At 33.6% G+C, this 26,384-nt stretch carries 21 protein-coding genes; 13 read left to right on the forward strand and 8 right to left on the reverse strand.

Features of this window, described 5'->3' with window-relative positions:
* Positions 1–556: 556 nt before the first annotated feature.
* On the forward strand, positions 557–2,182 hold the full coding sequence (locus tag ACNQGB_RS10815; RefSeq protein WP_417943922.1) for an amidase: 1,626 nt from the start codon (positions 557–559) through the stop codon (positions 2,180–2,182).
* A gap of 279 nt (positions 2,183–2,461) precedes the next feature.
* Here the strand turns inward: ACNQGB_RS10815 and msrB are convergent, their stop codons facing one another.
* Together msrB and ACNQGB_RS10825 are read right to left on the reverse strand one after the other, a co-directional pair.
* Positions 2,462–2,851, reverse strand: a complete 390-nt coding sequence (gene msrB, locus ACNQGB_RS10820) for a peptide-methionine (R)-S-oxide reductase MsrB (protein WP_417943921.1) — start codon at positions 2,849–2,851, stop codon at positions 2,462–2,464.
* A gap of 23 nt (positions 2,852–2,874) precedes the next feature.
* Positions 2,875–3,741, reverse strand: a complete 867-nt coding sequence (locus tag ACNQGB_RS10825; RefSeq protein ID WP_417943920.1) for an alpha/beta fold hydrolase — start codon at positions 3,739–3,741, stop codon at positions 2,875–2,877.
* Between the two features lie 163 nt (positions 3,742–3,904).
* Between ACNQGB_RS10825 and ACNQGB_RS10830 the strand changes: the two genes are divergently transcribed.
* The 6 genes from ACNQGB_RS10830 to ACNQGB_RS10855 all read left to right on the forward strand — a co-directional run bounded on the left by ACNQGB_RS10830 (position 3,905) and on the right by ACNQGB_RS10855 (position 13,566).
* Positions 3,905–5,326: a glycogen synthase gene (locus tag ACNQGB_RS10830; protein ID WP_417943919.1), complete on the forward strand. Its 1,422-nt coding sequence runs from the start codon at positions 3,905–3,907 to the stop codon at positions 5,324–5,326.
* The gene (locus ACNQGB_RS10835; protein WP_417943918.1) at positions 5,323–6,603 is read left to right on the forward strand and encodes a glucose-1-phosphate adenylyltransferase; all 1,281 of its coding nucleotides are present in this window, start codon (positions 5,323–5,325) and stop codon (positions 6,601–6,603) included. The genes ACNQGB_RS10830 and ACNQGB_RS10835 overlap by 4 nt, the downstream gene beginning before the upstream one ends.
* Positions 6,604–6,666: 63 nt before the next feature.
* Complete coding sequence (gene glgB / locus ACNQGB_RS10840; protein WP_417943917.1) at positions 6,667–8,574, forward strand: 1,4-alpha-glucan branching protein GlgB; 1,908 nt, start codon at positions 6,667–6,669, stop codon at positions 8,572–8,574.
* Positions 8,575–8,762: 188 nt separating this feature from the next.
* Entirely contained in the window at positions 8,763–11,162 is a 2,400-nt protein-coding gene (locus ACNQGB_RS10845) for a glycoside hydrolase family 31 protein (protein WP_417943916.1), read from the forward strand.
* An 88-nt stretch (positions 11,163–11,250) separates the two neighbouring features.
* The gene (locus ACNQGB_RS10850; protein ID WP_417943915.1) at positions 11,251–12,066 is read left to right on the forward strand and encodes a M48 family metallopeptidase; all 816 of its coding nucleotides are present in this window, start codon (positions 11,251–11,253) and stop codon (positions 12,064–12,066) included.
* Between the two features lie 174 nt (positions 12,067–12,240).
* Positions 12,241–13,566 (forward strand): MFS transporter, encoded by a 1,326-nt coding sequence (locus tag ACNQGB_RS10855; RefSeq protein ID WP_417943914.1) that lies wholly within the window; start codon positions 12,241–12,243, stop codon positions 13,564–13,566.
* Between the two features lie 36 nt (positions 13,567–13,602).
* On the opposite strand, the gene ACNQGB_RS10860 is transcribed toward ACNQGB_RS10855, so the two are convergent.
* Genes ACNQGB_RS10860 through ACNQGB_RS10880 form a run of 5 tightly spaced genes read right to left on the reverse strand, consistent with a single transcriptional unit; the run spans position 13,603 to position 16,488 of the window.
* Positions 13,603–14,181: a head GIN domain-containing protein gene (locus ACNQGB_RS10860; RefSeq protein WP_472777114.1), complete on the reverse strand. Its 579-nt coding sequence runs from the start codon at positions 14,179–14,181 to the stop codon at positions 13,603–13,605.
* The gene (locus tag ACNQGB_RS10865) at positions 14,169–14,336 is read right to left on the reverse strand and encodes a hypothetical protein (RefSeq protein ID WP_417943913.1); all 168 of its coding nucleotides are present in this window, start codon (positions 14,334–14,336) and stop codon (positions 14,169–14,171) included. Before ACNQGB_RS10865 ends, ACNQGB_RS10860 begins: the two co-directional genes overlap by 13 nt.
* A 16-nt stretch (positions 14,337–14,352) precedes the next feature.
* Positions 14,353–15,417: a hypothetical protein gene (locus ACNQGB_RS10870; protein WP_417943912.1), complete on the reverse strand. Its 1,065-nt coding sequence runs from the start codon at positions 15,415–15,417 to the stop codon at positions 14,353–14,355.
* The gene (locus ACNQGB_RS10875; RefSeq protein ID WP_417943911.1) at positions 15,401–15,937 is read right to left on the reverse strand and encodes an anti-sigma factor; all 537 of its coding nucleotides are present in this window, start codon (positions 15,935–15,937) and stop codon (positions 15,401–15,403) included. The genes ACNQGB_RS10870 and ACNQGB_RS10875 overlap by 17 nt, the downstream gene beginning before the upstream one ends.
* Complete coding sequence (locus ACNQGB_RS10880; protein ID WP_417943910.1) at positions 15,934–16,488, reverse strand: RNA polymerase sigma factor; 555 nt, start codon at positions 16,486–16,488, stop codon at positions 15,934–15,936. Before ACNQGB_RS10880 ends, ACNQGB_RS10875 begins: the two co-directional genes overlap by 4 nt.
* 309 nt (positions 16,489–16,797) lie before the next feature.
* Between ACNQGB_RS10880 and lon the strand changes: the two genes are divergently transcribed.
* The 5 genes from lon (at position 16,798) to rpsA (ending at position 24,763) form a co-directional block, all read left to right on the forward strand.
* Entirely contained in the window at positions 16,798–19,248 is a 2,451-nt protein-coding gene (gene lon / locus ACNQGB_RS10885) for an endopeptidase La (RefSeq protein WP_417943909.1), read from the forward strand.
* Between the two features lie 148 nt (positions 19,249–19,396).
* The gene (gene porQ / locus ACNQGB_RS10890) at positions 19,397–20,419 is read left to right on the forward strand and encodes a type IX secretion system protein PorQ (RefSeq protein WP_417943908.1); all 1,023 of its coding nucleotides are present in this window, start codon (positions 19,397–19,399) and stop codon (positions 20,417–20,419) included.
* Positions 20,420–20,480: 61 nt separating this feature from the next.
* Positions 20,481–21,173: a (d)CMP kinase gene (gene cmk / locus ACNQGB_RS10895; RefSeq protein WP_417943907.1), complete on the forward strand. Its 693-nt coding sequence runs from the start codon at positions 20,481–20,483 to the stop codon at positions 21,171–21,173.
* Positions 21,174–21,248: 75 nt separating this feature from the next.
* A complete protein-coding gene (locus tag ACNQGB_RS10900; protein ID WP_417943927.1) occupies positions 21,249–22,625 on the forward strand; it encodes a nucleoside permease in 1,377 nt (458 codons plus the stop codon).
* Between the two features lie 359 nt (positions 22,626–22,984).
* A complete protein-coding gene (gene rpsA, locus ACNQGB_RS10905; protein WP_417943906.1) occupies positions 22,985–24,763 on the forward strand; it encodes a 30S ribosomal protein S1 in 1,779 nt (592 codons plus the stop codon).
* Between the two features lie 274 nt (positions 24,764–25,037).
* Here the strand turns inward: rpsA and ACNQGB_RS10910 are convergent, their stop codons facing one another.
* Positions 25,038–25,562, reverse strand: a complete 525-nt coding sequence (locus ACNQGB_RS10910) for an ExbD/TolR family protein (protein WP_417943905.1) — start codon at positions 25,560–25,562, stop codon at positions 25,038–25,040.
* Between the two features lie 199 nt (positions 25,563–25,761).
* Between ACNQGB_RS10910 and ACNQGB_RS10915 the strand changes: the two genes are divergently transcribed.
* Positions 25,762–26,316: a fasciclin domain-containing protein gene (locus ACNQGB_RS10915; RefSeq protein WP_417943904.1), complete on the forward strand. Its 555-nt coding sequence runs from the start codon at positions 25,762–25,764 to the stop codon at positions 26,314–26,316.
* Positions 26,317–26,384: the final 68 nt, after the last annotated feature.

Below are 26,384 nucleotides of genomic sequence, written 5' to 3' on the forward strand. Positions count from 1 at the left end.
GCAGATGGTACTGCAGTTATGTGGGAGAGTATGTCGTCGCCTTTCTTTGAAAAGCCTATCAGAAATGATAGGCTTTTTTGTATAATTTACTTTTTAAAAGTATGGTACCTTAGCTCAGATGGTAGAGCAATGGACTGAAAATGGATCAATCCTAAAACCTGTGGGGAAGCAAAATTAAGCATAAATATTAGTTAGTCTAAAAAGGGATCAATCCTAAAACCTGTGGGGAAGCAAAAATTAAGCATAAATATTAGTTAGTTCAAAGTAGTCTACTGTAATCTAATGTATTAAAAATTTCAGTAGGTCGATAAAAGAATTTAATATTGTGTAGAATTTAGAATTACTAATATTAGATTTTAATATTTTTTCACAAAAATAAGTTTTGATCTCTTTGAATCTAGCTAAAAGCAATTTTTGAAAAATTTAATTTTTCAGTTTATATCACTAATGCTTAGCGGTGTTAAATTAAAATTTAACACTCACCCCGATTTAAGTTTATTGTTCTTTCATTTAAAAAAAGTATTTTAGTATGATTAATTAAAATCAAATGTTTTATATGAAAAGAAGATCATTTTTAACTACTGCAACTTTAGCTTCCGCAGGTCTCGCAACATTATCTATAGCTAGTTGCACCTTAGGTGCAAAAAAAGATGAAAATTCAAATTCTGATAAAGATTCGAACTCAACATTTGAACTAGAAGAGGAAACTATTGAGGGACTGCGCAAAAAATTAATCTCAGGCGAATATACCTCCGTGCAATTGGTGAACCTATATCTAAAACGTATTGAAAACATAGATAAAAATGGCGCTAAACTAAATTCAGTTATCGAGGTAAATCCAGATGCAATTGCGATTGCAGTTGCAATGGATAAAGAATTAAAAGCAGGTAAAAATAGAGGACCTTTACATGGAATTCCAATTTTAATAAAAGATAATATTGATACTGCCGATAAAATGCAAACTACTGCTGGTTCATTAGCAATGTCAGGAAATATTGCTTCAAAAGATGCCTTTTTAGTAAAAAGGCTGAGAGAGTCTGGTGCAATTATCATTGGGAAAACTAATTTGAGTGAATGGGCTAATTTCCGTTCAACGCAATCGTGTTCTGGGTGGAGTAGCAGAGGTGGTCAGACTAAAAACCCTTATATTTTGGATCATAATCCATGTGGGTCTAGTGCTGGTTCTGGTACGGCAGTTTCTGCCAATCTTTGCGTAGTTGCTATAGGAACAGAAACAGATGGTTCTATTGTGTGTCCAGCTTCGGTAAATGGAATTGTTGGAATTAAACCTACTGTTGGTTTGGTTAGTCGATCTGGAATTATTCCTATTTCAAAAACTCAAGATACTGCAGGACCAATGGCGCGAACTGTTACAGATGCTGCAATATTATTGGGTGTAATTGCAGCAATTGATGAATCTGATCCTGTGACACTAGAGAGCAAAGGAAAAACTCAAAAGGACTATACTTCGTTTTTAGAAGTTAATGCTTTAAAAGGGAAACGTATCGGAATTGAAAAAAAGCCACAAGGGAACAATAAATATATCAATGCACTTTTAGAAGAGGCAATCAACCTGCTTAAAAAACAAGGTGCTACTATTGTACAAATAGACTATTTGGAGAAAATTAACTCTTCAGGTCAAGCAGAATTTGAAGTTTTGCAATATGAATTTAAAGAGGGTATTAATAGCTATTTATCTTCGGCCAATGCAAAAGTAAAAAATTTAAACGAGGTTATTGCCTTTAATACTGCTAACGCGGATAAAGCAATGCCATATTTTAAACAGGAAACTCTGGAGAGTTCTGATGCCAAAAAAGGTTTAGACAGTAAAGAATATATCGAAGCACTGAATGCAAGTTTTGAGGGAAGTAAAAGCGTTTTAAATACTGTATTTAAGGATAATAAACTTGACGCTATTTGCGGAATTACCATGGGTCCAGCGTGCAGTATTGATGTTATTTACGGTGATCGGTGGGGAGGATATTCTTTGACTTCACCAGCTGCGACAAGCGGGTATCCTCATATTACAATTCCTTGTGGACAAGTATATGATTTACCTGTAGGCTTATCTTTTTTTGGACTGCCTTATACGGAAGGTGAATTGATTGGATTAGGATTTGCTTATGAGCAAGTATCAAAAAAAAGATCGATCCCTGCATTAAAAGCTTCCTTTTTATTGTAAGTTCAACATCCATAATTATGTACTGCGTTTTTTATAAAATAGAATACTCCTAAATCGTTAAACCTATTTAGGAGTATTTAATGAAAAGTGAATTCAAATACAATTATATACTTAATATTTGATTAATAGCTAAATACACGATAAAGTAAACTCAAATTATTACAGCTTTTGAAAACGCATGTAAATACGAATCTTTATTTGTTGATGTAAATTTACATTTCTAGATAGCGATTAATCAAACTTTCAAACTAATATTAAAAGTTATAAAATCAAATAGTACTAATCTTTAAAATCTACAGATAAAGAGTTTACACAGTACCTTTGTCCTGTTTTTGTTGGTCCATCATCAAACACATGTCCCAGATGACTTCCACAATTGGCACATAAAATTTCTGTACGTTTCATTCCGTGCGACACATCAGAAATGTATTGTACTTTACCTGGTATGGATTCATCAAATGACGGCCAACCACAATGAGCATCAAATTTTGAATTACTTTCAAATAGTGTCTCTCCACAAGCACCACAACAATAGCTTCCTTTTTCGAAATGCAAATTATAGGTTCCTGTATGCGGGTATTCGGTTCCTTTTTGACGAAGAATTTTGTAGCGTTCCTCACCTAATTGCTCTTTCCATTCTTGTTCTGTTTTTTCGATAGGATATGTCATAATTTTCTAATTTAAAATTCTGTTTATAGGTTTTGAATGAATTGTACTGTTTTTTCTATAACTTTTTGATTTCCTAAAATTTTTCTATGTCCTAAACCATCTGTTAAAAATAATGTTCCGTTTTTTAAATAGTTATGAATATGAATTCCAGCTTTTACAGGAACTTCTACGTCGTTGTTGTCGTGAATTACTAAAACGGGAATGGTGGTTACTTTGGCAGCTAAAAACGCAGAATAATCATTCATTTTTTCTTTGTATTTCTTCTCAAAGTGTAAACTTAAAAGTGTACTTATTGTTGGTTTTAATTCTAATTTAGCTATAAAATCATCTATAATATCTTCTACAATATCTCCACTTCCAATGACTACAGCATGATTTACCTTCAAACCTTTTTTTATCGCATTCAATATTGACATTCCGCCCAATGAATGTCCAATGGCAGCATCGAAAGGTCCAAATTGCTTTTCAATTTCTAGAATTGAAGCGATAAAATCGACCATGATTGTTGTTTTACCAGGAGATTTACCATGAGCAGGTGCATCAAAACTAATTGTTGAGTATCGTTGTTTTAGGAGTTCATCTGCAATTTTGAACAACTGAGTACCACGCCCGGACCAGCCATGCACTAATAAAATTTTTTTTTCACTTGTACCATATTTGTAAACAACAACTTCTTTATTAATTGCTGGAATTTTAATTAATTTTTGAATCGTGTTTTGATCCATGCCTAATTCTCTTTTTGGAATTTTATGTCTAATAGGCGTTGTAAAGAGTTTCGCGGCAAATAAAGTAATTAGTTTTGTTGATATTAAAGCGATTACTTTACTGGTTAGTACTATAATTTTAGGAATTTTTAAAGTTTGTATAGTATTAGAACTGTTTTTTGTCATTTCAATAAATTTTCAACCGAGTGATTATTTTGTAATTTTTTTAGTAAATTTAAAAAAACATAAAAGTAGTATTTTTTACAGATGGTTTTATAAGTATTAACACAATTGAATTAAATTTTAAGATCAAATAAAGAAGTAAATAAAAACTATCAAAATTTCATAAATGGAAATATTTCATATCAGTGCAGAGTGTTATCCTGTTGCAAAAGTAGGCGGTTTAGCTGATGTTGTAGGTGCATTACCAAAATATCAAAATAATGCGGGACATAAAGTTCGAGTAGTAGTACCAAGTTATGACACCAAGTTTAAAAGAGAAAATGATTTTGAAAGTGTTCATTTAGGACATGTAAAATTGGGAAGTTTTAATTTTCCATTCCATATTTTAAAAGAAAAAAGAGATATTTTAGGATTTGAATTGTATCTGGTAGAAATTCCTGAGTTATTTGATAGGAAAGATGTATATGGATACCAAGATGATATTGAGCGATTTTTATCTATTCAAATTGCTACTCTGGATTGGATTTTAACTCGACCCGACGTTCCGGATGTCATTAATTGCCACGATCACCACACTGGATTAATTCCTTTTATGATGCTTTATGGTCATAAATATGCAAAATTAAAAGACACTCCCTCAATTATTACTATTCACAATGGCTTGTATCAAGGACAATTTGGCTTTGATAAATTGTTTTATTTACCTGAATTTGATTTGGCTCATGTAAAAATTTTAGAATGGGACAATTGTATCAATTCATTGGCAACTGCTGTAAAGTGTGCACAAAGTGTAACTACAGTTTCACCAAGTTATTTGAATGAAATTAATAATTCGGCCAACGGATTGGAATCACTGTTTAATTTAGTGCGCTACAAGTCCAAGGGAATTTTGAACGGAATTGATTTTGAAGTTTGGGATCCCGCTAATGATGCTATGCTTTCAACTAATTATTCAATAAATAATTTTGAAAAAGGAAAACAAGAGAACAAAGCAAAACTATGTGATCTTTTTAATTTAGATCCCACCAAGCCTCTTTTTAGTTTTATAGGTCGGTTATTAGAAGAAAAAGGTGGCGATCTATTACCACAAGCTTCGGAGTTAGCTTTGTCAGAAAATTTTCAGCAGATTAATATTTTAATTTTAGGTTCCGGAAATGAAGGAATTGAAAATCAGTTGAATGGCTTATTATCAGAGCATAAAGGAAATTACAACACATTTATTGGGTACAATGAAGAATTAGCGCACCTAATTTATGCTGGTTCTGATTTTTTGTTAATGCCTTCGAGAGTAGAACCTTGTGGTTTGAACCAAATGTATTCGCAGCGCTATGGAACAATTCCTATTGTGAGAAGAACGGGAGGGTTACGCGATACCGTTATTGATTTTGGAGATGATGGAAATGGAATTTGTCACGATCAGGCAACGGTTGGCGACATTTGCTACTCTATTCAAAGAGCGATACATTTATATGGGGACAAACAACAATTAAACAAAGTTATAAAACGAGGTATGAACGCCGACCATTCTTGGGAGCGGGTTTGCCAAGAATATATAGAAATGTACCAACTATTAATCAACAAAAAATGAAAGCTAAAAAGAAAAATGTAATTGCAATAATTTTAGGAGGTGGACAAGGTTCAAGATTGTATCCGTTGACTGAATCGAGATCGAAACCTGCTGTGCCCATAGGTGGCAAGTACCGATTAGTTGATATTCCTATTTCAAATTGTATGAACTCAGACATTTATAGAATGTTTGTTTTAACGCAATTTAATTCGGCTTCTTTGAATGCACATATAAAAAACACGTATAATTTTAGTATTTTTAGTCATGCTTTTGTAGATATTCTTGCCGCTGAGCAAACTCCTGATAATCCAACATGGTTTCAAGGTACTGCTGATGCAGTGCGACAATGTATGCCACATTTTTTGAACCATGACTTTGATTATGCTTTAATTCTATCAGGCGATCAGTTGTATCAAATGGATTTTAACGATATGCTAGAAGAGCATATTAAAAATGAAGCCGATATTTCAATTGCTACTTTGCCCGTAAATGCTAAAGATGCTCCTGAATTTGGGATTTTAAAAACAAATGCTGAAAGTTGCATTGAGTCTTTTATCGAAAAACCAGCAAAAGAATTGCTTCCAGACTGGGAATCAGATGTGAGTGAGCAAATGAAGCGTGAAGGTAAAAATTATTTGGCTTCCATGGGTATTTACATCTTCAACAAAAAACTGTTGATTGATATCATGTCTAATAAAGAAACGAAAGATTTTGGTAAAGAAATCATACCGCAAGCTGTAGGACATAAAAAAATATTAAGTTATCAATACGAAGGGTATTGGACAGACATCGGTAACATTGATTCGTTTTTTGAGGCTAATATCGGTTTAACCGAAGATTTGCCAAAATTCAATTTATTTGATAACGAAAATAAAATTTTTACCCGACCTCGATTATTACCGCCATCAAAATTTCAAAAAACAATGGTGGAGCGATCTTTAATTTCAGAGGGATGTATCTTAAATGCGAAAGAAATTACCACCTCAGTAATAGGAATTCGATCCAGAATAGGTGAAGGTACAATCATTCAAAATTGCTATGTTATGGGTAATGATTTCTATCAAAATATTGATGACATGAATGAAGATGTTAACAACGGCAATCAATTAGTAGGTATTGGCGAAAGATGTTTTATTAAAAATGCACTAGTCGATAAAAATTGTAGGATAGGCAATGATGTTTATATAAACGGTGGTCCACATCTCGAAGATTTTTCTAATGAAATATATGCCATAAAAGATGGAATTGTGGTTATTAAAAAAGGTGCAGTAATACCAGATAACTATGTTATAAAATAATTTGCAAGCAGTTTTTTTAATAATCCTCTATTTTTTATCAAGTAGCTAGATACCGTTTTTTTTATGAGTAAAGTTATTTCGCATTCCCTTTTTACTGATTTTGATATCGACTTATTTAAGTCTGGAAAACATTTCCGATTGTACGAAAAATTGGGCTCTCATCTCTTAACAGTTGACGGAGTAGACGGCGTTTATTTTGCAGTTTGGGCTCCTACGGCACAATCTGTCTCTGTGGTTGGAGATTTTAATTTTTGGACACAAGGTGAACATCAATTGGAAGTGCGCTGGGACTCTTCTGGAATTTGGGAGGGATTTATTCCGAATATCGAACAAGGATCTACCTATAAATATAAAATACAGTCTACCAATAATGACATCATTACAGAAAAAGCAGATCCTTTTGCTTTTTACTGCGAAAAGCCACCTCACACGGCCTCCATAGCTTGGGATTTAGATTTCCAATGGAAAGATACTAACTGGATGGAAACGCGCAAGAATCACAATGGTTTAGATAAGCCCTATTCCGTTTATGAAGTGCATTTAGGTTCATGGAAAAGACATGTAGAAGAAAATCGGTTTCTGACTTATTTAGAATTTGCGGACGATTTAGTAAAATATGTCAAAGAAACTGGTTTTACGCATGTTGAATTCATGCCTATTATGGAATATCCGTATGATCCGTCGTGGGGTTATCAACTCGTGGGCTATTTTGCTCCAACATCTCGTTTTGGGAATCCACAGGAATTCATGTACTTAATTGATAAATTACATGAAGCAGGAATTGGAGTAATTCTGGATTGGGTACCCTCTCATTTTCCTGATGATGCGCATGGATTAGGGTTTTTTGACGGATCCAATCTATTTGAACATCCTGATCGAAAAAAAGGCTATCATCCAGACTGGAAAAGTTTAATTTTCAATTATGGGCGCAATGAGGTACGCTCCTTCTTGATTAGTAATGCGCTATTTTGGTTGCATCATTATCATATCGATGGATTGCGAGTTGATGCTGTGGCTTCGATGCTATATTTAGATTATTCAAGAAAAGAAGGAGAATGGGAACCTAATATTTATGGTGGCAGAGAAAATTTAGACACCATCAGTTTCCTGAAAGAATTCAATGAGGCGGTTTATTCAAATTATGAAGGCGTTCAAACCATTGCGGAGGAAAGCACGTCATTTCCAATGGTTTCAAGACCAACTTCCATGGGTGGCTTGGGTTTTGGAATGAAATGGATGATGGGCTGGATGCACGACACTCTAGAGTATTTTCAAAAAGAGACCGTGTACAGAAAATACCACCAAAATGACTTGACTTTCTCCATGACATACTCTTTTTCTGAAAATTTCATGTTGCCACTATCACACGATGAAGTGGTTTATGGAAAGAAATCTATTGCAGGAAGAATGCCGGGAGATGAATGGCAGAAGTTTGCCAACCTGCGCTTACTGTATGCATATATGTTTGTACATCCTGGAACAAAATTATTGTTTATGGGTAGCGAATTTGGACAAAGCAATGAATGGAATTTCGAAGGAAGTCTAGATTGGCATTTGCTGCAGTATCCGTATCATGCAGGTGTGAAAAAATTGATTACCGATTTGAACACATTGTATAAAACGCACCCAGCATTACACGAAAAGCAATTTAGTTTAGATGGTTTCGAATGGATTAATTATTCAGATCATCAAAACGCGGTACTTTCATTTATTAGAAAAGGAAACGATCCAAACGAGCATCTAATTGTTGTTTGTAATTTCACTCCAGTAGTTCGTTCAGATTACCGCATTGGCTTGCCTAAAAAAGGACAGCTAATAGAAATTTTTAATAGTGATGCGGCAAATTATGAAGGTAGCGGAATTTTTAACGCAGATAAAGCAACTGCAGAAGAAATACCTTATGACGGAAGAAGTCATTCAATAACTTTAGTACTACCTGCCTTAAGTGTTGTAGTTTTTAAATGGGTATAAATTATATTATTTATGGATTTCAAATTGGAAACAATGGCATCTATTTCTGAATTAAATCATTTTAAGCAACAATGAAATTTACAATATAACTACAACGATTTCGGTAATAATACCAGCATTAATAACCGTTTACAAAGTATTTTTGTAAGTTTGGTTTTGATAAAGAGATTAAATAAATACCATTAAATATGATAACTAATACAGAATTAGAATATAAGGGAGACTTGTATCCCACAAAAATTGTTTCTTTTGAACATGATGTAGATTCTATATATTTCCATACTGATAACAGCGTAATATTGAAGGTTACGGTTTTAAGAGACAGTTTAATTCGTTTTCGGTTTACTACCAAAGGGTATTTTAGTACTGATTTTTCTTACGCAATTGATAAAAGTCATTCTCATGGTTACAATTTTCTAGAGGTTACTGAGCATCAAGAATATTACCAAATTAAAACTAGTAAAGTAAAATGTTGCATTCAAAAATCAGACATGAGGTTGTCTATTTTTGATTTAAAAGATGCTATTATTTTAGAGGATGAATTGGGCTTTCATTGGGAAGAAAGCTATGAGTACGGTGGAAATATCGTTAAAATGAGTAAAGCATCAAAAGATGGAGAATGCTTTTATGGTCTTGGCGATAAAGCTACACAAATGAATTTGAAAGGGAAGCGACTGGAAAATTTTGCGACCGATCAATATGCGTTTCAAAAAGATCAGGAACCGTTGTACAAAGTGGTTCCTTTTTATATAGGATTACAAAACAAGCAATCGTACGGTATTTTCTTTGATAACACTTTTAGGACTTATTTTGATTTTTGTCACGAAAGAAGAAACGTAACTAGTTATTGGGCAGAAGGAGGAGAAATGAATTATTATTTCATTTACGGACCCCAAATGCAAGATGTAGTAACAACCTATACTGATTTGACTGGTAAGCCAGAATTGCCGCCGCTTTGGGCACTTGGTTACCATCAATGTAAGTGGAGCTACTATCCAGAAAGTAATTTTAAAGCCATTGCGGCTAAATTTAGAGAATTAAAAATCCCATGCGATGCCTTGTACTTAGACATTGATTATATGGATGGTTTCCGATGTTTTACTTGGAACAAAGACTATTTTCCAGATCCGAAAAGAATGGTGGCTGAATTAGCCGAAGATGGTTTTAAAACGGTTGTAATTATTGATCCAGGAATAAAAATCGATAAAGAATACTCCGTTTATAAAGAGGCTTTAGAGAAAGATTATTTTTGTAAAAGAGCTGATGGACCTTATATGAAAGGCAAAGTTTGGCCAGGAGAATGTAACTTTCCAGATTACACCAATCCAGCAGTACGAGAATGGTGGGCAGGATTATTCAAAGAACTTATTTCAGATATTGGTGTAAAAGGAGTATGGAATGATATGAATGAGCCCGCAGTAATGGAAGTTCCCAACAAAACATTCCCTATGGATGTGCGCCATGATTATGATGGAAATCCTTGTAGCCATCGAAAAGCGCATAATATTTACGGTACGCAAATGGCCAGAGCAACATACCATGGTGTAAAACGTTTTGCCTATCCTAAAAGACCTTTTGTCATTACGCGATCAGCGTATGCAGGAGCGCAACGCTACTCATCATCTTGGACTGGAGATAATATAGCTACTTGGGAACATTTGTGGATAGCCAATATTCAAATGCAACGTATGTCAATTTCAGGAATGGGCTTTACGGGTTCTGATATTGGAGGTTTTGCAGAACAACCATCTGGGGAATTGTATGCACGTTGGATTCAATTGGGTGTTTTTCATCCTTTTTGTAGAACACACTCTTCAGGCGATCATGGAGACCAAGAACCATGGGCTTTTGATGAGGAAGTGATTGACATTACAAGAAAGTTTGTCAACTTACGATACCAATTGTTGCCTTACCTGTATACCATGTTTTGGCAATATATTGAAGAAGGAATTCCAATGCTAAAACCGTTAGTATATTTCGATCAAGAAGATACTCAAACACATTATAGAAATGATGAATTTATTTTTGGGAATCAAATCTTGGTATGTCCTATTTTAGAACCCAATGCAGTTGGTAGAAGAATGTATCTTCCTCGTGGTATTTGGTATAATTACTGGACCAATGAACAGGTAAAAGGTGGTAAGGAAATTTGGGTGGATACAAAATTTGACCAGATTCCGATTTTTGTAAAAGCAGGAGCTGTTATTCCTAAATATCCAGTGCAGCAATACGTTGGAGAATTAGAGTTTGAAGAGCTTACTTTAGATGTTTATTACAAAGAAGGAAAAGAAAAATCTGTAGTTTATGAAGATGCACAAGATGGATATGACTACAAAAAAGGAAGGTATAGCTTCCTGTCATTCCAAGCGACAGGTAAAGAAAAGGAATTAAATATTCAGTTGCATAAAGAAGGGAAGTACGACACCAATTATTCGAAGTATAAGATCAATTTAATTGGTTTACCCTTTAAAGTCAAAATGATCGAAATCGATAATGTAGAAGTATCATTTGATGTAAATACTTTAGAAATATCAGGATATTTAATTGTCGATAAGGAGTTTACGGCTTTGCACATATCTGGAGAATAACAAATAAAATTGATACTTTTACATTTAATTATGTAAGTATAAATGTTTCCAATAAAAGTATTTTTGTTAAATAACAAATAATAAAATTATGAAAAAGCATTTTATAGTGGGGATTTTTGCATTAGGTTTAGTTTATTCTTGTGCAACAAATCCTATAACAGGTAAAAAAAGTCTGAATTTTGTTTCTAATGCTTCATTGTTTCCTAGTTCTTTCCAACAATATGGTACTTTTTTAAAGGAAAATAAAGTAATTACTGGAACTGCTGAAGCTAAAAAAGTAGAAGCAGTGGGAATGCGAATTAGAGCTGCTGCTGAAAAATATTTAAAGTATTTAGGAGAGACGCAATATTTAAATGATTACCGTTGGGAATATAAGTTGATTGACAATAAAGAAGTGAACGCTTGGTGTATGCCAGGAGGAAAAATTGTTGTTTATTCCGGTATTTTGCCTGTGACATTAAATGATTCTGGTCTGGCTACTGTAATGGGACATGAAGTTTCGCATGCATTGCTAGATCACGGTGCGCAACGAATGAGTGCTTCACAATTGCAACAAGTAGGAGCTGTAGGAGTAGCAGTAGCTACTGGAGGTAAAAGTGAACAAACCCAACAAATATGGGGTCAAGCATATGGATTAGGATCTCAGTTTGGTGTAATGCTACCTTTTAGTAGAAATCACGAAACCGAAGCAGATAAAATTGGTCTTACTTTGATGGCAATTGCAGGATACAATCCGGAGGAATCAATTACGTTCTGGTCTAGAATGGCAGCAAAATCTTCAGGGCAAGCACCTCCAGAATTTATGAGTACGCACCCTTCAGATGCAACAAGAATGGCTAACTTAAAAGTATTAATACCTGAAGCTAAAGCTTTAGCGGCTAAGGTTGGAGTTATTTACAAGTAATTTACAGAACAATATTATTTAATGACAGGCTATCCTTTATGAGAATAGCCTGTTTTTTTTGATTTAGACTTAATTAAAGACTAATTCTCCTTATATTATTTGTTAACATATTAATCATTAGTTTTTAATTCATTTTAACTAAAAAATAAATAAATTCGTAGCAAAAAAAATAATATGGCTACATTAGAAAAAGGAAGTAAAAAATTATTGAACGCTTGGGCTTTTTATGATTGGGCCAACTCTGTTTATACCCTTACCATTGCCTCTGCAGTTTTTCCTATTTTTTATGAAGCTTTATTTTCAGAGCGAGATCATTACATTGATGTTTTTGGTATGCACCTCAAAAACTCAGCCCTAATAAGTTTTGTGACGGCTCTTGCATTTCTTGTTGTGTCTTTTCTTTCGCCTTTATTGTCCGGAATTGCAGATTATGTTGGAGATAAAAAATCATTTATGAAATTTTTTTGTTACCTAGGAGCCTTGTCTTGTATGGGTTTGTACTGGTTTAATTTGGAAAACATTTACATCGGATTGACGTTTTACTTTTTTGGATTGATTGGGTATTGGGGAAGCCTCGTTTTTTATAATTCTTACTTACCTGATATAGCTTATCCAGAACAGCAAGATCGTATTAGTGCAAAAGGATATTCGCTAGGATACATTGGGAGTGTCATTTTATTAGTGATTAATTTGGGCATGATTATGAAACCAAAACTTTTTGGTATCACAGGAACAGATGGCGAAGCCGCTATGAAAGCCATGCGCTATTCCTTCGTAATGGTTGGTGTGTGGTGGGTACTTTTCAGTCAGTACTCCTATTATTTCTTACCAAAAGGAAATAAAAATAGCGATCGTAAAGTTACTCGTGATGTCGTATTTAATGGATTTAAAGAATTAAAGAAAGTTTGGAACTTATTGAACAAAAACATTGCATTGAAACGATATTTAGGAAGTTTTTTTGTGTCCAGTATGGCTGTACAAACGGTGATGTTAGTCGCCACTTATTTTGGTGCACAAGAAATAGCTTGGTCATCAAAAGCTGAAAGCACAACAGGCTTAATCATTTGTATTTTGATAATACAATTAGTTGCGGTTCTAGGTGCAGTTCTTACTTCAAGAGCTTCAGAAAAATTTGGAAATATTCCAACATTAATTGTAATTAACTGTATTTGGGCAATATTTTGCGCACTTGCATTTTTTATTACTTTACCAATCCATTTTTATGTTATGGCAAGTATAGCTGGGCTTGTAATGGGCGGAATTCAAGCTTTATCACGCTCAACGTATTCTAAATTATTACCGGAAACACAAGATACCGCTTCCTTTTTTAGTTTTTATGATGTTGCTGAAAAAATCGGAATTGTTATTGGAATGGTTGTATATGGAGTAATTGATCAAATTACGGGAAGCCCAAGGTTAGCAATTGTATTTCTTGGTGTATTCTTTGTGACTGCAGTTTTTTTATTAAAGAGAGTACCAAAAAAAGGTGTTTTAAATTAATGAAACACCTTTTAAGTAATTGAACTATTTGCTAATTTATATTTTTGAAATAGCTCCTGAGCCGCTCACCTTAACATCTTTTTTAGTTGGGTTTCCCTTGTAATCAATATCTCCTGAACCTGAAACTCTGGCGTAAAGGCTATCGCTACAATAAATAATGGTATCGCCTGATCCAGATACAGTTGCTTTAGCATTTGTTGCTTTCAGGTTGGCTGCATCAATGTCTCCAGATCCATTTAGATTCGTATCTAAATTTACTGTGGTTCCACTAAGTTGTATGTCGCCAGAACCACTCAAATTAATTTCAATATCATTTGATTCTATTCCTAACTTCATATCACCCGAACCTATTAGTTTGACTGCAAATGTTTTGGATTTAATACTGTTTTTAGTAATCACATCGCCTGAACCAGTCAAGTAAACCTGAGTTATGCTTTCAAAGGGAACAACAATTACAATTTGCTTTCCTTTGCTAGAGGTAAAGTATTTGTTCTTTTCAGTTGAAATTTTCAATACCTGATTGACTACTTCAACTTTTATGAATGGTACTAAATTTTCTTCTCCTTTTACAGTTATATTTCCTTCTTTTCCTGCAACTAATTCTACATCAAAAATCCTGTAATTGCGATTTCATCATAAGAAGCGGTACTTCTATTTTCAGTAATAAATTTCCCGTTTCCTTTTATTTTTTGATTGGATGACCATTGTGCATAAGTCATAGTAGTCAGTAATAGCGAGCAACTAACAAATAATTTAATTGATTTTTTCATGATTAAAGTTTTAGAGTTATTGTTTTTTTAGGAGTGTTACATTTCCGTAATCTGATATTATAGTGATGTTGTTTACTCCTTTTTTCTTGTAGAAACCACTGTATTTTTTCAAGTTATTAGAGTCCTCTTTTGAATCTATTTCTAATTCATTGTCATGTTTAAAACTAGCATATTTTACAGATACATTAAAATCAAAAGCAAAATTAGCATCAAAACCAATGTTTAATCCTGTGTAACCCGCTGCAATAGCTATACTATTGGCTTTTGCACTAATAGTTCCAATAGTTACATTGCTGTATTTGGTCGACAGTTTTAAAGTATTGGATAGTTCACCAATTTTGAGCGTTAAATAATTGCCGCTTGCATCCAAGGATTTTACATTTTGAATTTTGATAGTTCCATATTTACTGCTGTATTTGATAGCATCGCTTTCTTGAATTTCGATATCAGTATAATCAGAAGTCAAGTCAAGTTTTATGACTTCTCCAATTTTTAGGTTCGAATATTTTGCAACGATGTTGGCATTTTTTAGATATGAAATAGTCGAGTTAGAGCAATATTCTACAAGTACATTATTAGAGTTTCCAGATAAACTACCTAATGCAATTTTACCATATTTACATTTAATTTCTGCCTCAGAAAACAAGTCTGAGGTAGTGATGTTCCCGTATTTATTATGCAATTTTACACTTCCATTTTTTGGAATTTTTAGGGTATAATTAATCTGAAAATTATTGTTTTTACCATTACTTTTATAACTGGAGTTTCCCAAAATTGTTTTTGCAGTAATCAATCCTTTCAGCGCAACGATATCAATATTAATATCGGTTAAGCGTTGGTTCACCCAATTTTCGTTGTCACCACTCACTTTTATTACAATATCCAATTCGGTTTTATCTTCGTCCCAAGTGCTTACAGAAATAGTACCGTATGAATTATCGATGTAAAGACCCGCATCCGAATTTACGAAATACGTTTTCTTGATTATTTTTTGTTTAGAATGAATGTAGTCAGCTTCATTTGAAAATCCTAAAAAGGGTATTAAAGCCAATAATAGGACTATTTTAAATTGTTTTTTCATCTGATATGGTTTTTAATTTTTCAGTGTTTTCGATATGTAACAGAACATTTTGTAAAAAAGAAATTCTCGTCTGAAGATTGCTAATCATTGCATAAATAATTTGTTTGCTCTCGCCATTGGTTTCTAATTCCTTAATTATTTTGGTATAATCACTATCTAAAGTTCTCATTTGCTGGAGTGCATCTGCAATTATTCTTTCATTTTCTGGAGACTTTTTTTCCTTAATTTTTTCTAATTCATTTTCTATTAAAATTGTAAAAATAGAATCGGTTTGTTTTGTTTCTTGTGATGCAAATCGCAAGTCTTCCATTTTTTTAGGTGTAGTATTGAAAATAGAAAGCCCTAGCATGATAATTATAGAAGCCGCGATACCAATAGAAACAAAGCGTTTCCAATTTGATTTTTCAGGCTTCAATTTTTTTAGAAATCGTTTTTCATGACTGGCTTCAAGGATTTCGATGTCCCATTCATTTTCATATTTTTCAAATAATTGATCCAGTTTTTTATTTTCCTTTTTCATATTTCCTCTAGTTTTTTACGTAAACAATCTTTGGCTCTACTTAGTGTAGTTCTGCAATTGGCATAACTAATATTTAGAATTTCGCCTATTTCTTCTTGATCATATCCTTCAATATAAAACAAGGTCAAAACCATTCTGTAATTGTATTTTAGTGTATTAATAGTCTCTAAAATTTGTTTTACTTTGAGTTCATTAAAATTTGAACTTTCTATTGAAGCGGTATCATTTTCTTCAATTTTATAAAGCGTAGTATCAAAATCTTCGGGTTTAAATTGATTGTTTTTTTTATAAAAATCAATACTACAGTTCACGATGATTCTTTTTAACCAAGCCCCAAAGACCACTTCTTTTTTGTAATCATTTATTTTAGTAAATGCTTTTAAAAAACCTTCCTGCATAACATCTTCTGCAAAATGTACATCTTTTACAATTCGATGCGAAACATTAAACATCGCTTTTGCGTAGCGATTGTAAACCTCGCATTGTGCTTTTTGATTTTTTTGCTGGCAAAGCACAATTAATTTTTCGATGGTGTAGTTGGTGAAACTCAAACAGTTTATTTTAGTTTATTGTAAGGACTTGTTATTTTCTCGTTTGTTACAGTTTTATAAAACTAATGTACATTTTTTCTTTTAACCTGTTTAAAATTGTTTTATTTGGTTGCTCTTGCTACAACCAAAAAAAGTTGTTTTGAATGGGATATAGCACAAAGTGATTGTGTTTTGGCACAGTGATTGACTATTTTAGAGTTTTGCAAATTATAAGAAGTAAACAATGATTTTATTTAAAAAGAATATTCTGAAACCTTATATTTGCTTAAAAGTTGCAATTTTTAATGACAAAAAGACTTAAATAATACTATGTCAAATCATAAAATACTTACTATTGACAATCTGTCACTTCAAGAATTTGATTCGGAAGCAGATTTAATTCCACTATTGACTCCTGAAGATGAGGAGGAAATGAACAACGAGGCTTTACCCGAATTATTGGCTATTTTACCGTTGCGAAATATGGTTTTATTTCCTGGTGTTGTTATTCCAATTACTGCAGGACGCGATAAATCAATCAAATTAATTAATGACGCCAATGCCGCTGGAAAAACAATTGGTGTCGTTGCACAAATTAACGAAGAAGACGAAGATCCAACTAAAAATGACATTCACCGCATAGGTACTGTTGCTCGAATTTTGCGAGTTTTAAAAATGCCTGATGGAAATATTACGGTTATTCTTCAGGGTAAAAAGCGATTCGAAATTGATACTGTTATTGAGGAACTACCATATCTAACAGCAAAAATTAAAGAGGTTCCTGAGAAAAGACCGAAAAAAAATGATACCGAGTTTTTGGCTATTTTGGATTCAGTTAAAGAGTTAGCCATTCAAATTATCAAAGAAAGTCCAAACATTCCTAGTGAGGCGACCTTTGCTATCAAAAATATCGAGAGCCAATCCTTCTTGATCAATTTTGTTACTTCTAACATGAATTTGTCTGTTAAAGAAAAACAAGACTTGTTGGCTATTAATGAGTTGAAAGGACGCGCTTTAGAGACGCTAAGATATATGAATATCGAGTTGCAAAAACTTGAATTAAAAAATGATATTCAGTCAAAAGTTCGTTTTGATTTAGATCAACAACAACGTGAATATTTCTTGCATCAGCAAATGAAAACCATTCAAGAAGAGCTAGGTGGTGTTTCCCAAGAGGAAGAAATGGACGAAATGCTACAAAAGTCTTTGACCAAAAAATGGGATGATAAAACTAAAAAGCATTTTGATAAAGAATTGTCAAAAATGCGTCGCATGAATCCGCAGGCTCCTGATTTTGGTATTCAAAGAAATTACCTAGAGTTGTTTCTAGATTTACCTTGGAACGAATACTCTAAAGATATTTTCGACTTAAAACGTGCGCAGAAAATTTTAGACAGAGATCATTTTGGACTGGAAGAAGTAAAGAAAAGAATGATTGAACATCTTGCAGTTTTAAAATTGCGTAACGATATGAAATCGCCAATTATTTGCTTAACAGGACCTCCAGGCGTTGGTAAAACTTCTATTGGTCGTTCTATTGCAGAAGCTTTAGGTAGAGAATATGTGCGTATTTCATTGGGTGGTTTGCGTGATGAATCAGAGATTCGTGGACACAGAAAAACCTACATTGGTGCAATGCCCGGACGAATTATTCAAAGCTTGAAAAAAGCAGGAACGTCAAATCCAGTTTTTGTTTTGGATGAAATTGATAAATTATCCAATAGCAATCAAGGCGATCCCTCTTCGGCTTTGCTAGAGGTTTTAGATCCGGAACAAAACAATTCTTTTTATGATAATTTCCTAGAAATGGGGTATGATTTGTCTAAAGTAATGTTTATTGCAACGTCTAATAATATGGCGGCCATTCAACCTGCTTTGCGAGACAGAATGGAAATTATCAAAATGTCAGGCTATACAATTGAAGAAAAGGTAGAAATTGCACGTCAGCATTTGTTTCCAAGACAATTAAAAGAACATGGTTTAACGACCAAGGATTTGACTATTGGAAAAAAACAATTAGAAAAAATTGTTGAAGGATATACTAGAGAATCTGGTGTTCGAGGTCTTGAAGCTAAAATTGCTCAAGTAATTCGTAATGCAGCTAAATCAGTTGCTATGGAAGAGGAGTACAATAAGAAAGTAACAGACGAGGATATTGTAAAAACACTTGGTGTTCCAAGATTAGAAAGAGATAAATACGAGAACAATGATGTTGCTGGAGTAGTTACAGGTTTGGCTTGGACATCAGTAGGCGGTGATATTTTGTTCATAGAATCATTGCTATCTCCAGGAAAAGGATCTATGACCATTACTGGAAATTTAGGAACAGTAATGAAAGAATCAGCAACAATAGCTTTGGAATATATTAAAGCGAATGCGAAGCTTTTAGGATTAGATTCCGAGATTCTTTCTAAATACAACATTCACTTGCACGTTCCAGAAGGCGCTACACCAAAAGACGGTCCAAGTGCTGGAATTGCCATGTTAACTTCATTAGTTTCTTTGTTTACACAAAAACGGGTGAAGAAAAACTTAGCCATGACAGGTGAAATCACGTTGCGTGGAAAAGTGTTGCCAGTTGGCGGAATTAAAGAGAAAATTCTTGCTGCGAAGAGAGCCAACATCAAAGAAATTATCTTGTGTCACGAAAATAAAAGTGATATCGATGAAATAAAATCGGAGTATCTTGATGGGCTTACGTTTCATTATGTAAAAGAAATGAGCGAAGTATTGCAATTTGCTTTAACCGATCAAAAGGTTAAAAATGCAAAAACGCTTTAGGAGAAAACTAAATTCCAACTTCTTAAATTCCAAATTCCAATACTGACTTTTAAGTTTTGGAATTTGGAATTTCTTTTTTTGATTTTTTTAAATTTATAATTTTATCTTCGCAATTGCGTTTTACCTCACACAAGTTGGACCTTAAAGCATGTTGAAAAAACTTTTATTATACCTTATAATCTTCATTTGCTCTGTGACTTACAGTCAAATAGGAGGCAAGTATACGTATCAGTTTTTAAACCTAGTAACTTCTCCTAGGCAAGCAGCGCTGGGCGGAAAAGTAATTACAATTTATGATAATGATGTCAATCAAGCTCATTTTAATCCTGCGACAATAAATCCTGAAATGGACAACCATTTGGCATTAAATTACGGAAGTTATTATAAGGAAGTAACTTATGGAACGGCATCGTATGCCTATACATACGACCGGCATTTGCAAACATTTCAAGCTGGAGTAAATTATGTAAATTATGGTAATTTTGAAGGCTACGATGAAAATGGTCAGGCTACATCAGGCTTTACAGGTAGTGAAATAGCGTTGTCTTTTGGGTATGCTTACAATATTCCGAATACCGACATTCATGTAGGAGCAAGTGCCAAATTAATTTCATCAACTTTAGAAAGTTATAATTCATTAGGAGGTGCTATAGATGTTGGAGCGCTTTTTATTGATGAAAAAAATGATGTCAATTGGGGTTTGGCAATTCGAAATATAGGAACTCAATTTTCTACTTACAATGGTGCTCGTGAAAAATTACCACTCGAGATAATTGCTGGAGTTTCGCAAGAACTAGAAAATGTACCTATTCGTTGGCATCTTACACTAGAAAACGTACAGCAATGGAATATTGCTTTTTCAAATCCAGCTAGAACTACTTCTTCATTTAATGGAGAATCAACCGAAGAGAAGGTTTCATTTGTGAATAATGCGTTGCGACATGTCATTGTAGGAGTGGAGCTTTTTCCCAAAAAAGCATTTAATTTGCGCTTGGGATATAATTTTCGAAGAGCTGAGGAATTGCGCTTGGAAGAGCAACGTAATTTTTCGGGGATTTCGCTAGGTTTCGGACTTAAATTGAATAAGTTAAAATTTAATTATTCGTATTCCAGATACACATTAGCTGGAAACACAAGTCTTTTTGGTTTAACCATTAACTTTCAAGAATAAGTGCTTAAATCAACCAATGGCAAGTCGAGTTGATTAATTATTAAAAATTAAATACATTATTTTGAAAAAAATTACCATTGCAATTGACGGTTTTTCCTCTACGGGAAAAAGTACGTTAGCCAAACAGATCGCAAATCAACTAGGATATATTTACGTTGATACCGGAGCAATGTACCGTGCAGTAACTTTATTTGCGATGCAAAACGGATACATAACTACCGATTTTTTTGACAAAGAAACCTTAATCAATAGTTTATCAAGTATAAAATTAAATTTCAAATTTAATCGTGATTTGGGTTTTGCTGAAATGTATTTGAATGAGGTTAGTGTTGAAACAGAAATTAGAACTATTGAAGTTTCTAGTTTTGTGAGCAAAATTGCAGAAGTTTCTGAAGTTCGTTCCAAACTAGTGGAGCAACAGAAAGAAATGGGTAAAAACAAAGGAATTGTAATGGACGGAAGAGATATTGGTACCGTAGTTTTTCCAGATGCGGAACTTAAAATATTTATGACTGCAAGCGCAAGTACCAGAGCACAAAGACGATATGATGAGTTGGTAGCCAAAGGTGACGCCGTAACATATGATGAAGTACTCAAAAATGTAGAAGAACGCGATTATATAGATACGCACCGTGAAGATTCACCATTGGTGATGGCGGCAGATGCAATTGAAATTGACAATTCATATTTGAGCCGTGAGGAACAATTCGCACAAGTTTTAGAATTGGTCAATGAAATCACTAAAACTATATAATTATTTGCAGATATCATTTTTAATGGTAGATTTACGCCTTGTAAATTTTTTAAAGTGAAAAAAACAATTCATCTCATGGGAATTAAAAATAGATTGATCATAATGAGTTTTCTCCAGTTTTTTGTTTGGGGAGCTTGGTTGATTACCATTGCAAATTATTGGTTTGGCACAAAAAGTTGGGACGGAACTCAATTTGGATTGGTTTTTGGAACTATGGGAATTGCATCTTTATTCATGCCAACATTAACTGGAATTATTGCAGATCGATGGATTAATGCTGAAAAATTATACGGAGTATTACACATTTTATATGCTGGGGTTTTATTCTATATTCCGCAAGTAGCTACTCCTGAAACCTTTATTTATATTATGCTTTTGGCAATGTGTTTTTATATGCCTACTATAGCTTTAAGCAATTCTATCTCCTACAATGCATTGAAATTAAATAATAAGGATGTAATCAAGAATTTTCCACCAATTAGGGTTTGGGGAACAATCGGTTTTATTGTAGCGATGTGGATCACAAATCTAACGGGGAATAAAGCGACTGAATATCAGTTTTACATTGCAGGTTTAGCCGCAGTTGTACTCGGGATTTATTCTTTCACATTACCCAAATGTAAACCACAACGATTGTCTAAAGAAAATGCTTCCATTATGGAAACATTAGGACTTGAGTCTTTTAAATTATTTGCTGATTATAAAATGGCTTTGTTCTTTATTTTTTCGATGTTCTTGGGAGGAGCGTTACAACTAACGAACGCTTATGGAGATGTTTTTTTGGATGAATTCAAGAATTTCCCCAAATATGCTGATTCCTTTGTTGTAGAATATTCGACGATTATCATGTCAATTTCTCAAATTTCAGAGACTTTATTTATTCTTGCGATTCCATTCTTCTTAAAGCGTTTTGGAATCAAACAAGTAATGTTGATTAGTATGTTGGCTTGGGTATTGCGTTTTGGATTGTTTGCTTACGGAAATCCAACAAGCGGATTATGGATGATTATTATGTCTTGTGTAGTTTATGGAATGGCATTTGATTTCTTTAATATTTCAGGATCCTTATTTGTTGAAACGAATACCGATCCAAAAAATCGTTCCTCAGCGCAAGGTTTGTTTATGATGATGACCAATGGTTTTGGTGCCGTTTTGGGAAGTTTTACTTCGGGATGGGCAATTGATAAATACTTTACTAAATCATTTAACAATACTACTGAGTTAGCTGGTTTTCTGGAAACTGAAACGACAAATTCAAAAATGGTAGAGTTTGTTACTGGTCAAGGTAATTCAATTGGAGCTGATGGATTGTTCAGCAAAGTAATTTTAATGAAGGACTGGCATACCATTTGGCTGGCTTTTGCTATTTACGCGTTAGTAATTGCAATTGCTTTTGCTGTTTTGTTCAAGCACAAACACAATCCTATAGATGTTGAAAATGTTAGTCATTAAGACTGGATTTAACTAAATTGAACTCGATATTTTTTATGAGATATCGGGTTTTTTTATGCTGAAAAACCAATTGAAGCTAAATAGCCCCGAGTGAAGTGGAAATCCTCCCGATTTTATCGGGAGATTGTAACGAAAAGCGGGAGTAATCGTCATAAAAACATCAAAAATGCTTGCTCCTGATTTTCAAACAATTATCGCTGCATAATTATTTTGCAATTTGATATAAATGTGTTACTTTTGCAGTCCTTTTGGTGAATAAGAGTTTCCTTAAGGGTTTAATTAGTTATACAAACAACTTCTGTTGTTTTCTAGCACATTAAGAAACTCGAGAGAATACAGAATACAAATTTTTAATCAGCATGTCTGAACAAGTAAAATCACAAGAAGAGTTTTTAGCAAATTTTAACTGGCACAATTTCGAAGAAGGTATTGATGCTGTTGATGAGAAAAACTTATTAGAATTCGAAGAACTAGTTTCAAAAACATTTATCGCTACTGATCAAGAAGAAGTGGTAGATGGTGTAGTTGTTAGAATTACAGATAGAGACGTTATCGTTGATATCAACGCAAAATCGGAAGGTGTTATTTCATTAAACGAATTCCGTTACAACCCAGCATTAAAAGTAGGTGATACTGTTGAAGTATTAATCGACATCCGTGAGGACAAAACTGGTCAACTGGTTTTATCTCACAGAAAAGCACGTACTATCAAATCATGGGATAGAGTTATTTCGGCTAACGAAACAGGAGAAATCGTTAATGGTTTTGTAAAATGCAGAACTAAAGGTGGTATGATCGTTGACGTTTTCGGAATTGAAGCGTTCTTACCAGGATCTCAAATTGATGTTAAGCCGATTAGAGATTACGATGTGTACGTAAACAAAATGATGGAATTTAAAGTTGTGAAAATTAACCACGAATTTAAAAACGTAGTTGTATCTCACAAAGCGCTTATTGAAGCGGATATCGAAATCCAGAAAAAAGAAATCATCGGTCAATTACAAAAAGGACAAGTATTAGAAGGTGTTGTTAAAAACATTACTTCTTATGGTGTCTTTATTGACTTAGGTGGAGTTGATGGATTGATTCACATTACTGACCTTTCTTGGTCTAGAATCAACCACCCATCTGAAGTTCTTGAATTAGATCAAAAATTAAATGTTGTAATCCTTGATTTCGATGACGAAAAAACAAGAATACAATTAGGATTGAAACAATTAAACGCTCATCCTTGGGATGCTCTAGATGCTAAATTAGCAATTGGAGACAAAGTAAAAGGTAAAGTAGTTGTAATCGCTGATTACGGTGCTTTCATCGAAGTTGCTGAAGGTGTTGAAGGTTTAATCCACGTTTCTGAAATGTCTTGGTCTACGCACTTGCGTTCTGCTCAAGATTTCGTAAAAGTTGGTGATGTTGTTGAAGCTGTTATCTTAACTTTAGATAGAGATGACCGTAAAATGTCATTAGGTATCAAACAATTGTCTCAAGATCCTTGGACTGATATCACTGCTAAATACCCAGTAGGTTCTAAGCACACAGGTATCGTTAGAAACTTTACAAACTTTGGAATTTTCGTAGAATTAGAAGAAGGAATTGATGGATTAATCTACATCTCTGACTTATCTTGGACTAAGAAAATCAAACACCCATCTGAATTTGTAAACGTTGGTGAAAAACTTGACGTTGTAGTATTAGAGTTGGATGTTGATGGACGTAAATTATCTTTAGGTCACAAACAAACTACTGCTAACCCTTGGGATCAGTACGAAGATTCATTCGCTGTAGGAACTATCCACAATGGTGAAATTTCTGAAATTGTTGACAAAGGAGCTACTGTAGAATTCGGAGATGATATCGTTGCTTTCATTCCAACTCGTCACCTTGAAAAAGAAGACGGAAAGAAATTGAAAAAAGGCGATACTGCTGATTTCAAAGTAATTGAATTCAACAAAGAATTCAAAAGAGTAGTTGCATCTCACACTGCTATCTTCCGTGAAGAAGAAGAGAAAAATGTGAAATCAGCTTCAGAAAACACATCATCTAACTCTTCTACAAATGCACCAGCTGCAACTTTAGGAGATAACAATGATATGTTAGCTGCATTGAAAGCTAAAATGGAAAAATCAGAGAAAAAATAATTCTCCGTTTTTTTATAAATAGAAAGTCCCACAGCAATGTGGGACTTTTTTTATGCGTTAATATTTCTAAGAGCTTTTTACTTCGTCAGTTCGCTATCGCTCGTGCCCTGCTATTCGCTACAATCTTTTTCGTTCTTAACTTGTTTCAGGATCCTGAAACAAGTTCAGGAAGAGAAAGGATTTACGCTGCTATCAGGGCTAGGAAAGGAGTTTTCAGTTGTCAACTATAGTAGATAGTCTTTAAATTTCTGAGATAAATAATTGTAACATACTTCTAGTTAGCGGCTAATAACTGAGATTCTTCAGGTGTAAAGTCGTAAATGATGCTATAGGTATCAATTTTAGCAATGGCCATTTCATCCAGAATATCAACTAGATTTTTATAGTTGCATTTTTTACTCGGTTTTATGATAACAATTGGTCCTCTTGAAGTATTACCGTAAAACTCTTGAATTGATTTCTTTTTATTGTGAAGTTCTTGACGAATTCCATTTTCGTCGTAGGATAGTGTTTTTGGTTTTTCAATCGGGTAGGATAAAAAGCCTTGATAGCTTATTAACTTGTCGTTGTTGTCTATTAAAATGGTTATCGTACGTATTTCTGTACCTGATCCACAAATTATTCTACCATCCCATTCAGGATTTTTATCGGGTAAACCCAAACCAATACCTTTAGGCTTTGCCAAATCAATAGTGACCATAAAAAACACTATCAAAAGAAATGACACACTAACCATAGCGGTTAAATCTACTCTAGACTCAAATTTTTTACTTCTAATTTTTTCAGGTAGGTTTTTCATAGCTTTAAAATTGATATTCTAAGGTATTAAAAATAGGTAACGGTTGTTAATAAAGTCCTAATTTTTTTTCGTATTTAATTTATAAAATACTGATTTTTAGCATTTTGAATTCAATATAGGTTTTTATTGTATTTTTTATTAAAACCATAATCATAAAAGGAGCGTAAATGACTTTATATAACTTATAAAAACAAATTTTATGAAAACTAGAAAATTTTTATCAATTGCATTTATGGCTTTAGTATTTGGAGCAACATCATACGCTCAAAAAACAGTAATGGTAGGCGGAGCAGCAATGTATCCCTCTAAAAATATTGTTGAAAATGCTGTAAATTCTAAAGATCATACTACGCTTGTTGCAGCAGTAACTGCAGCTGGTTTAGTAGAAACATTACAAAGTAAAGGACCATTCACCGTTTTTGCCCCAACAAATGCAGCGTTTGATAAATTACCAGCTGGTACTGTAGAAACAGTATTAAAACCAGAAAACTTAAAAACGTTACAAACTATCTTGACGTACCATGTTGTTGCAGGAAAAATGAATGCTTCAGATATTGCAAAAGCAATTAAAGCTGGAAAAGGAAAAGCAACATTAAATACAGTAAGTGGCGGAACCTTGGTAGCAATGATGCAAGGAAAAGATTTAATTATTACTGATGAGAACGGTGGAAAGTCTAAAGTTACAATTGCAGACGTAAACCAATCTAACGGAGTGATTCACGTGGTTGATACAGTTGTATTACCAAAACAATAAAAGTTGGTTTAAAGTTGATGTTTGATTAGTTTGAAAAGCCCTACACTTTTGTATAGGCTTTTTTATAG

The sequence above is a fragment of the Flavobacterium frigidum genome (genome assembly GCF_048286795.2).

What these genes read in the sequence shown, in the direction of transcription:
- ACNQGB_RS10835 (WP_417943918.1), top strand. Translation starts at nt 5,323, where the DNA reads ATGAAAGCTAAAAAGAAAAATGTAATTGCAATAATTTTAGGAGGTGGA.
- ACNQGB_RS10815 (WP_417943922.1), top strand. Translation starts at nt 557, where the DNA reads ATGAAAAGAAGATCATTTTTAACTACTGCAACTTTAGCTTCCGCAGGT.
- ACNQGB_RS10915 (WP_417943904.1), top strand. Translation starts at nt 25,762, where the DNA reads ATGAAAACTAGAAAATTTTTATCAATTGCATTTATGGCTTTAGTATTT.
- ACNQGB_RS10855 (WP_417943914.1), top strand. Translation starts at nt 12,241, where the DNA reads ATGGCTACATTAGAAAAAGGAAGTAAAAAATTATTGAACGCTTGGGCT.
- ACNQGB_RS10845 (WP_417943916.1), top strand. Translation starts at nt 8,763, where the DNA reads ATGATAACTAATACAGAATTAGAATATAAGGGAGACTTGTATCCCACA.
- glgB (WP_417943917.1), top strand. Translation starts at nt 6,667, where the DNA reads ATGAGTAAAGTTATTTCGCATTCCCTTTTTACTGATTTTGATATCGAC.
- msrB (WP_417943921.1), bottom strand. Translation starts at nt 2,851, where the DNA reads ATGACATATCCTATCGAAAAAACAGAACAAGAATGGAAAGAGCAATTA.
- ACNQGB_RS10910 (WP_417943905.1), bottom strand. Translation starts at nt 25,562, where the DNA reads ATGAAAAACCTACCTGAAAAAATTAGAAGTAAAAAATTTGAGTCTAGA.
- ACNQGB_RS10875 (WP_417943911.1), bottom strand. Translation starts at nt 15,937, where the DNA reads ATGAAAAAGGAAAATAAAAAACTGGATCAATTATTTGAAAAATATGAA.
- rpsA (WP_417943906.1), top strand. Translation starts at nt 22,985, where the DNA reads ATGTCTGAACAAGTAAAATCACAAGAAGAGTTTTTAGCAAATTTTAAC.
- ACNQGB_RS10865 (WP_417943913.1), bottom strand. Translation starts at nt 14,336, where the DNA reads ATGAAAAAATCAATTAAATTATTTGTTAGTTGCTCGCTATTACTGACT.
- lon (WP_417943909.1), top strand. Translation starts at nt 16,798, where the DNA reads ATGTCAAATCATAAAATACTTACTATTGACAATCTGTCACTTCAAGAA.
- porQ (WP_417943908.1), top strand. Translation starts at nt 19,397, where the DNA reads ATGTTGAAAAAACTTTTATTATACCTTATAATCTTCATTTGCTCTGTG.
- ACNQGB_RS10900 (WP_417943927.1), top strand. Translation starts at nt 21,249, where the DNA reads ATGGGAATTAAAAATAGATTGATCATAATGAGTTTTCTCCAGTTTTTT.
- ACNQGB_RS10825 (WP_417943920.1), bottom strand. Translation starts at nt 3,741, where the DNA reads ATGACAAAAAACAGTTCTAATACTATACAAACTTTAAAAATTCCTAAA.
- ACNQGB_RS10830 (WP_417943919.1), top strand. Translation starts at nt 3,905, where the DNA reads ATGGAAATATTTCATATCAGTGCAGAGTGTTATCCTGTTGCAAAAGTA.
- ACNQGB_RS10870 (WP_417943912.1), bottom strand. Translation starts at nt 15,417, where the DNA reads ATGAAAAAACAATTTAAAATAGTCCTATTATTGGCTTTAATACCCTTT.
- ACNQGB_RS10850 (WP_417943915.1), top strand. Translation starts at nt 11,251, where the DNA reads ATGAAAAAGCATTTTATAGTGGGGATTTTTGCATTAGGTTTAGTTTAT.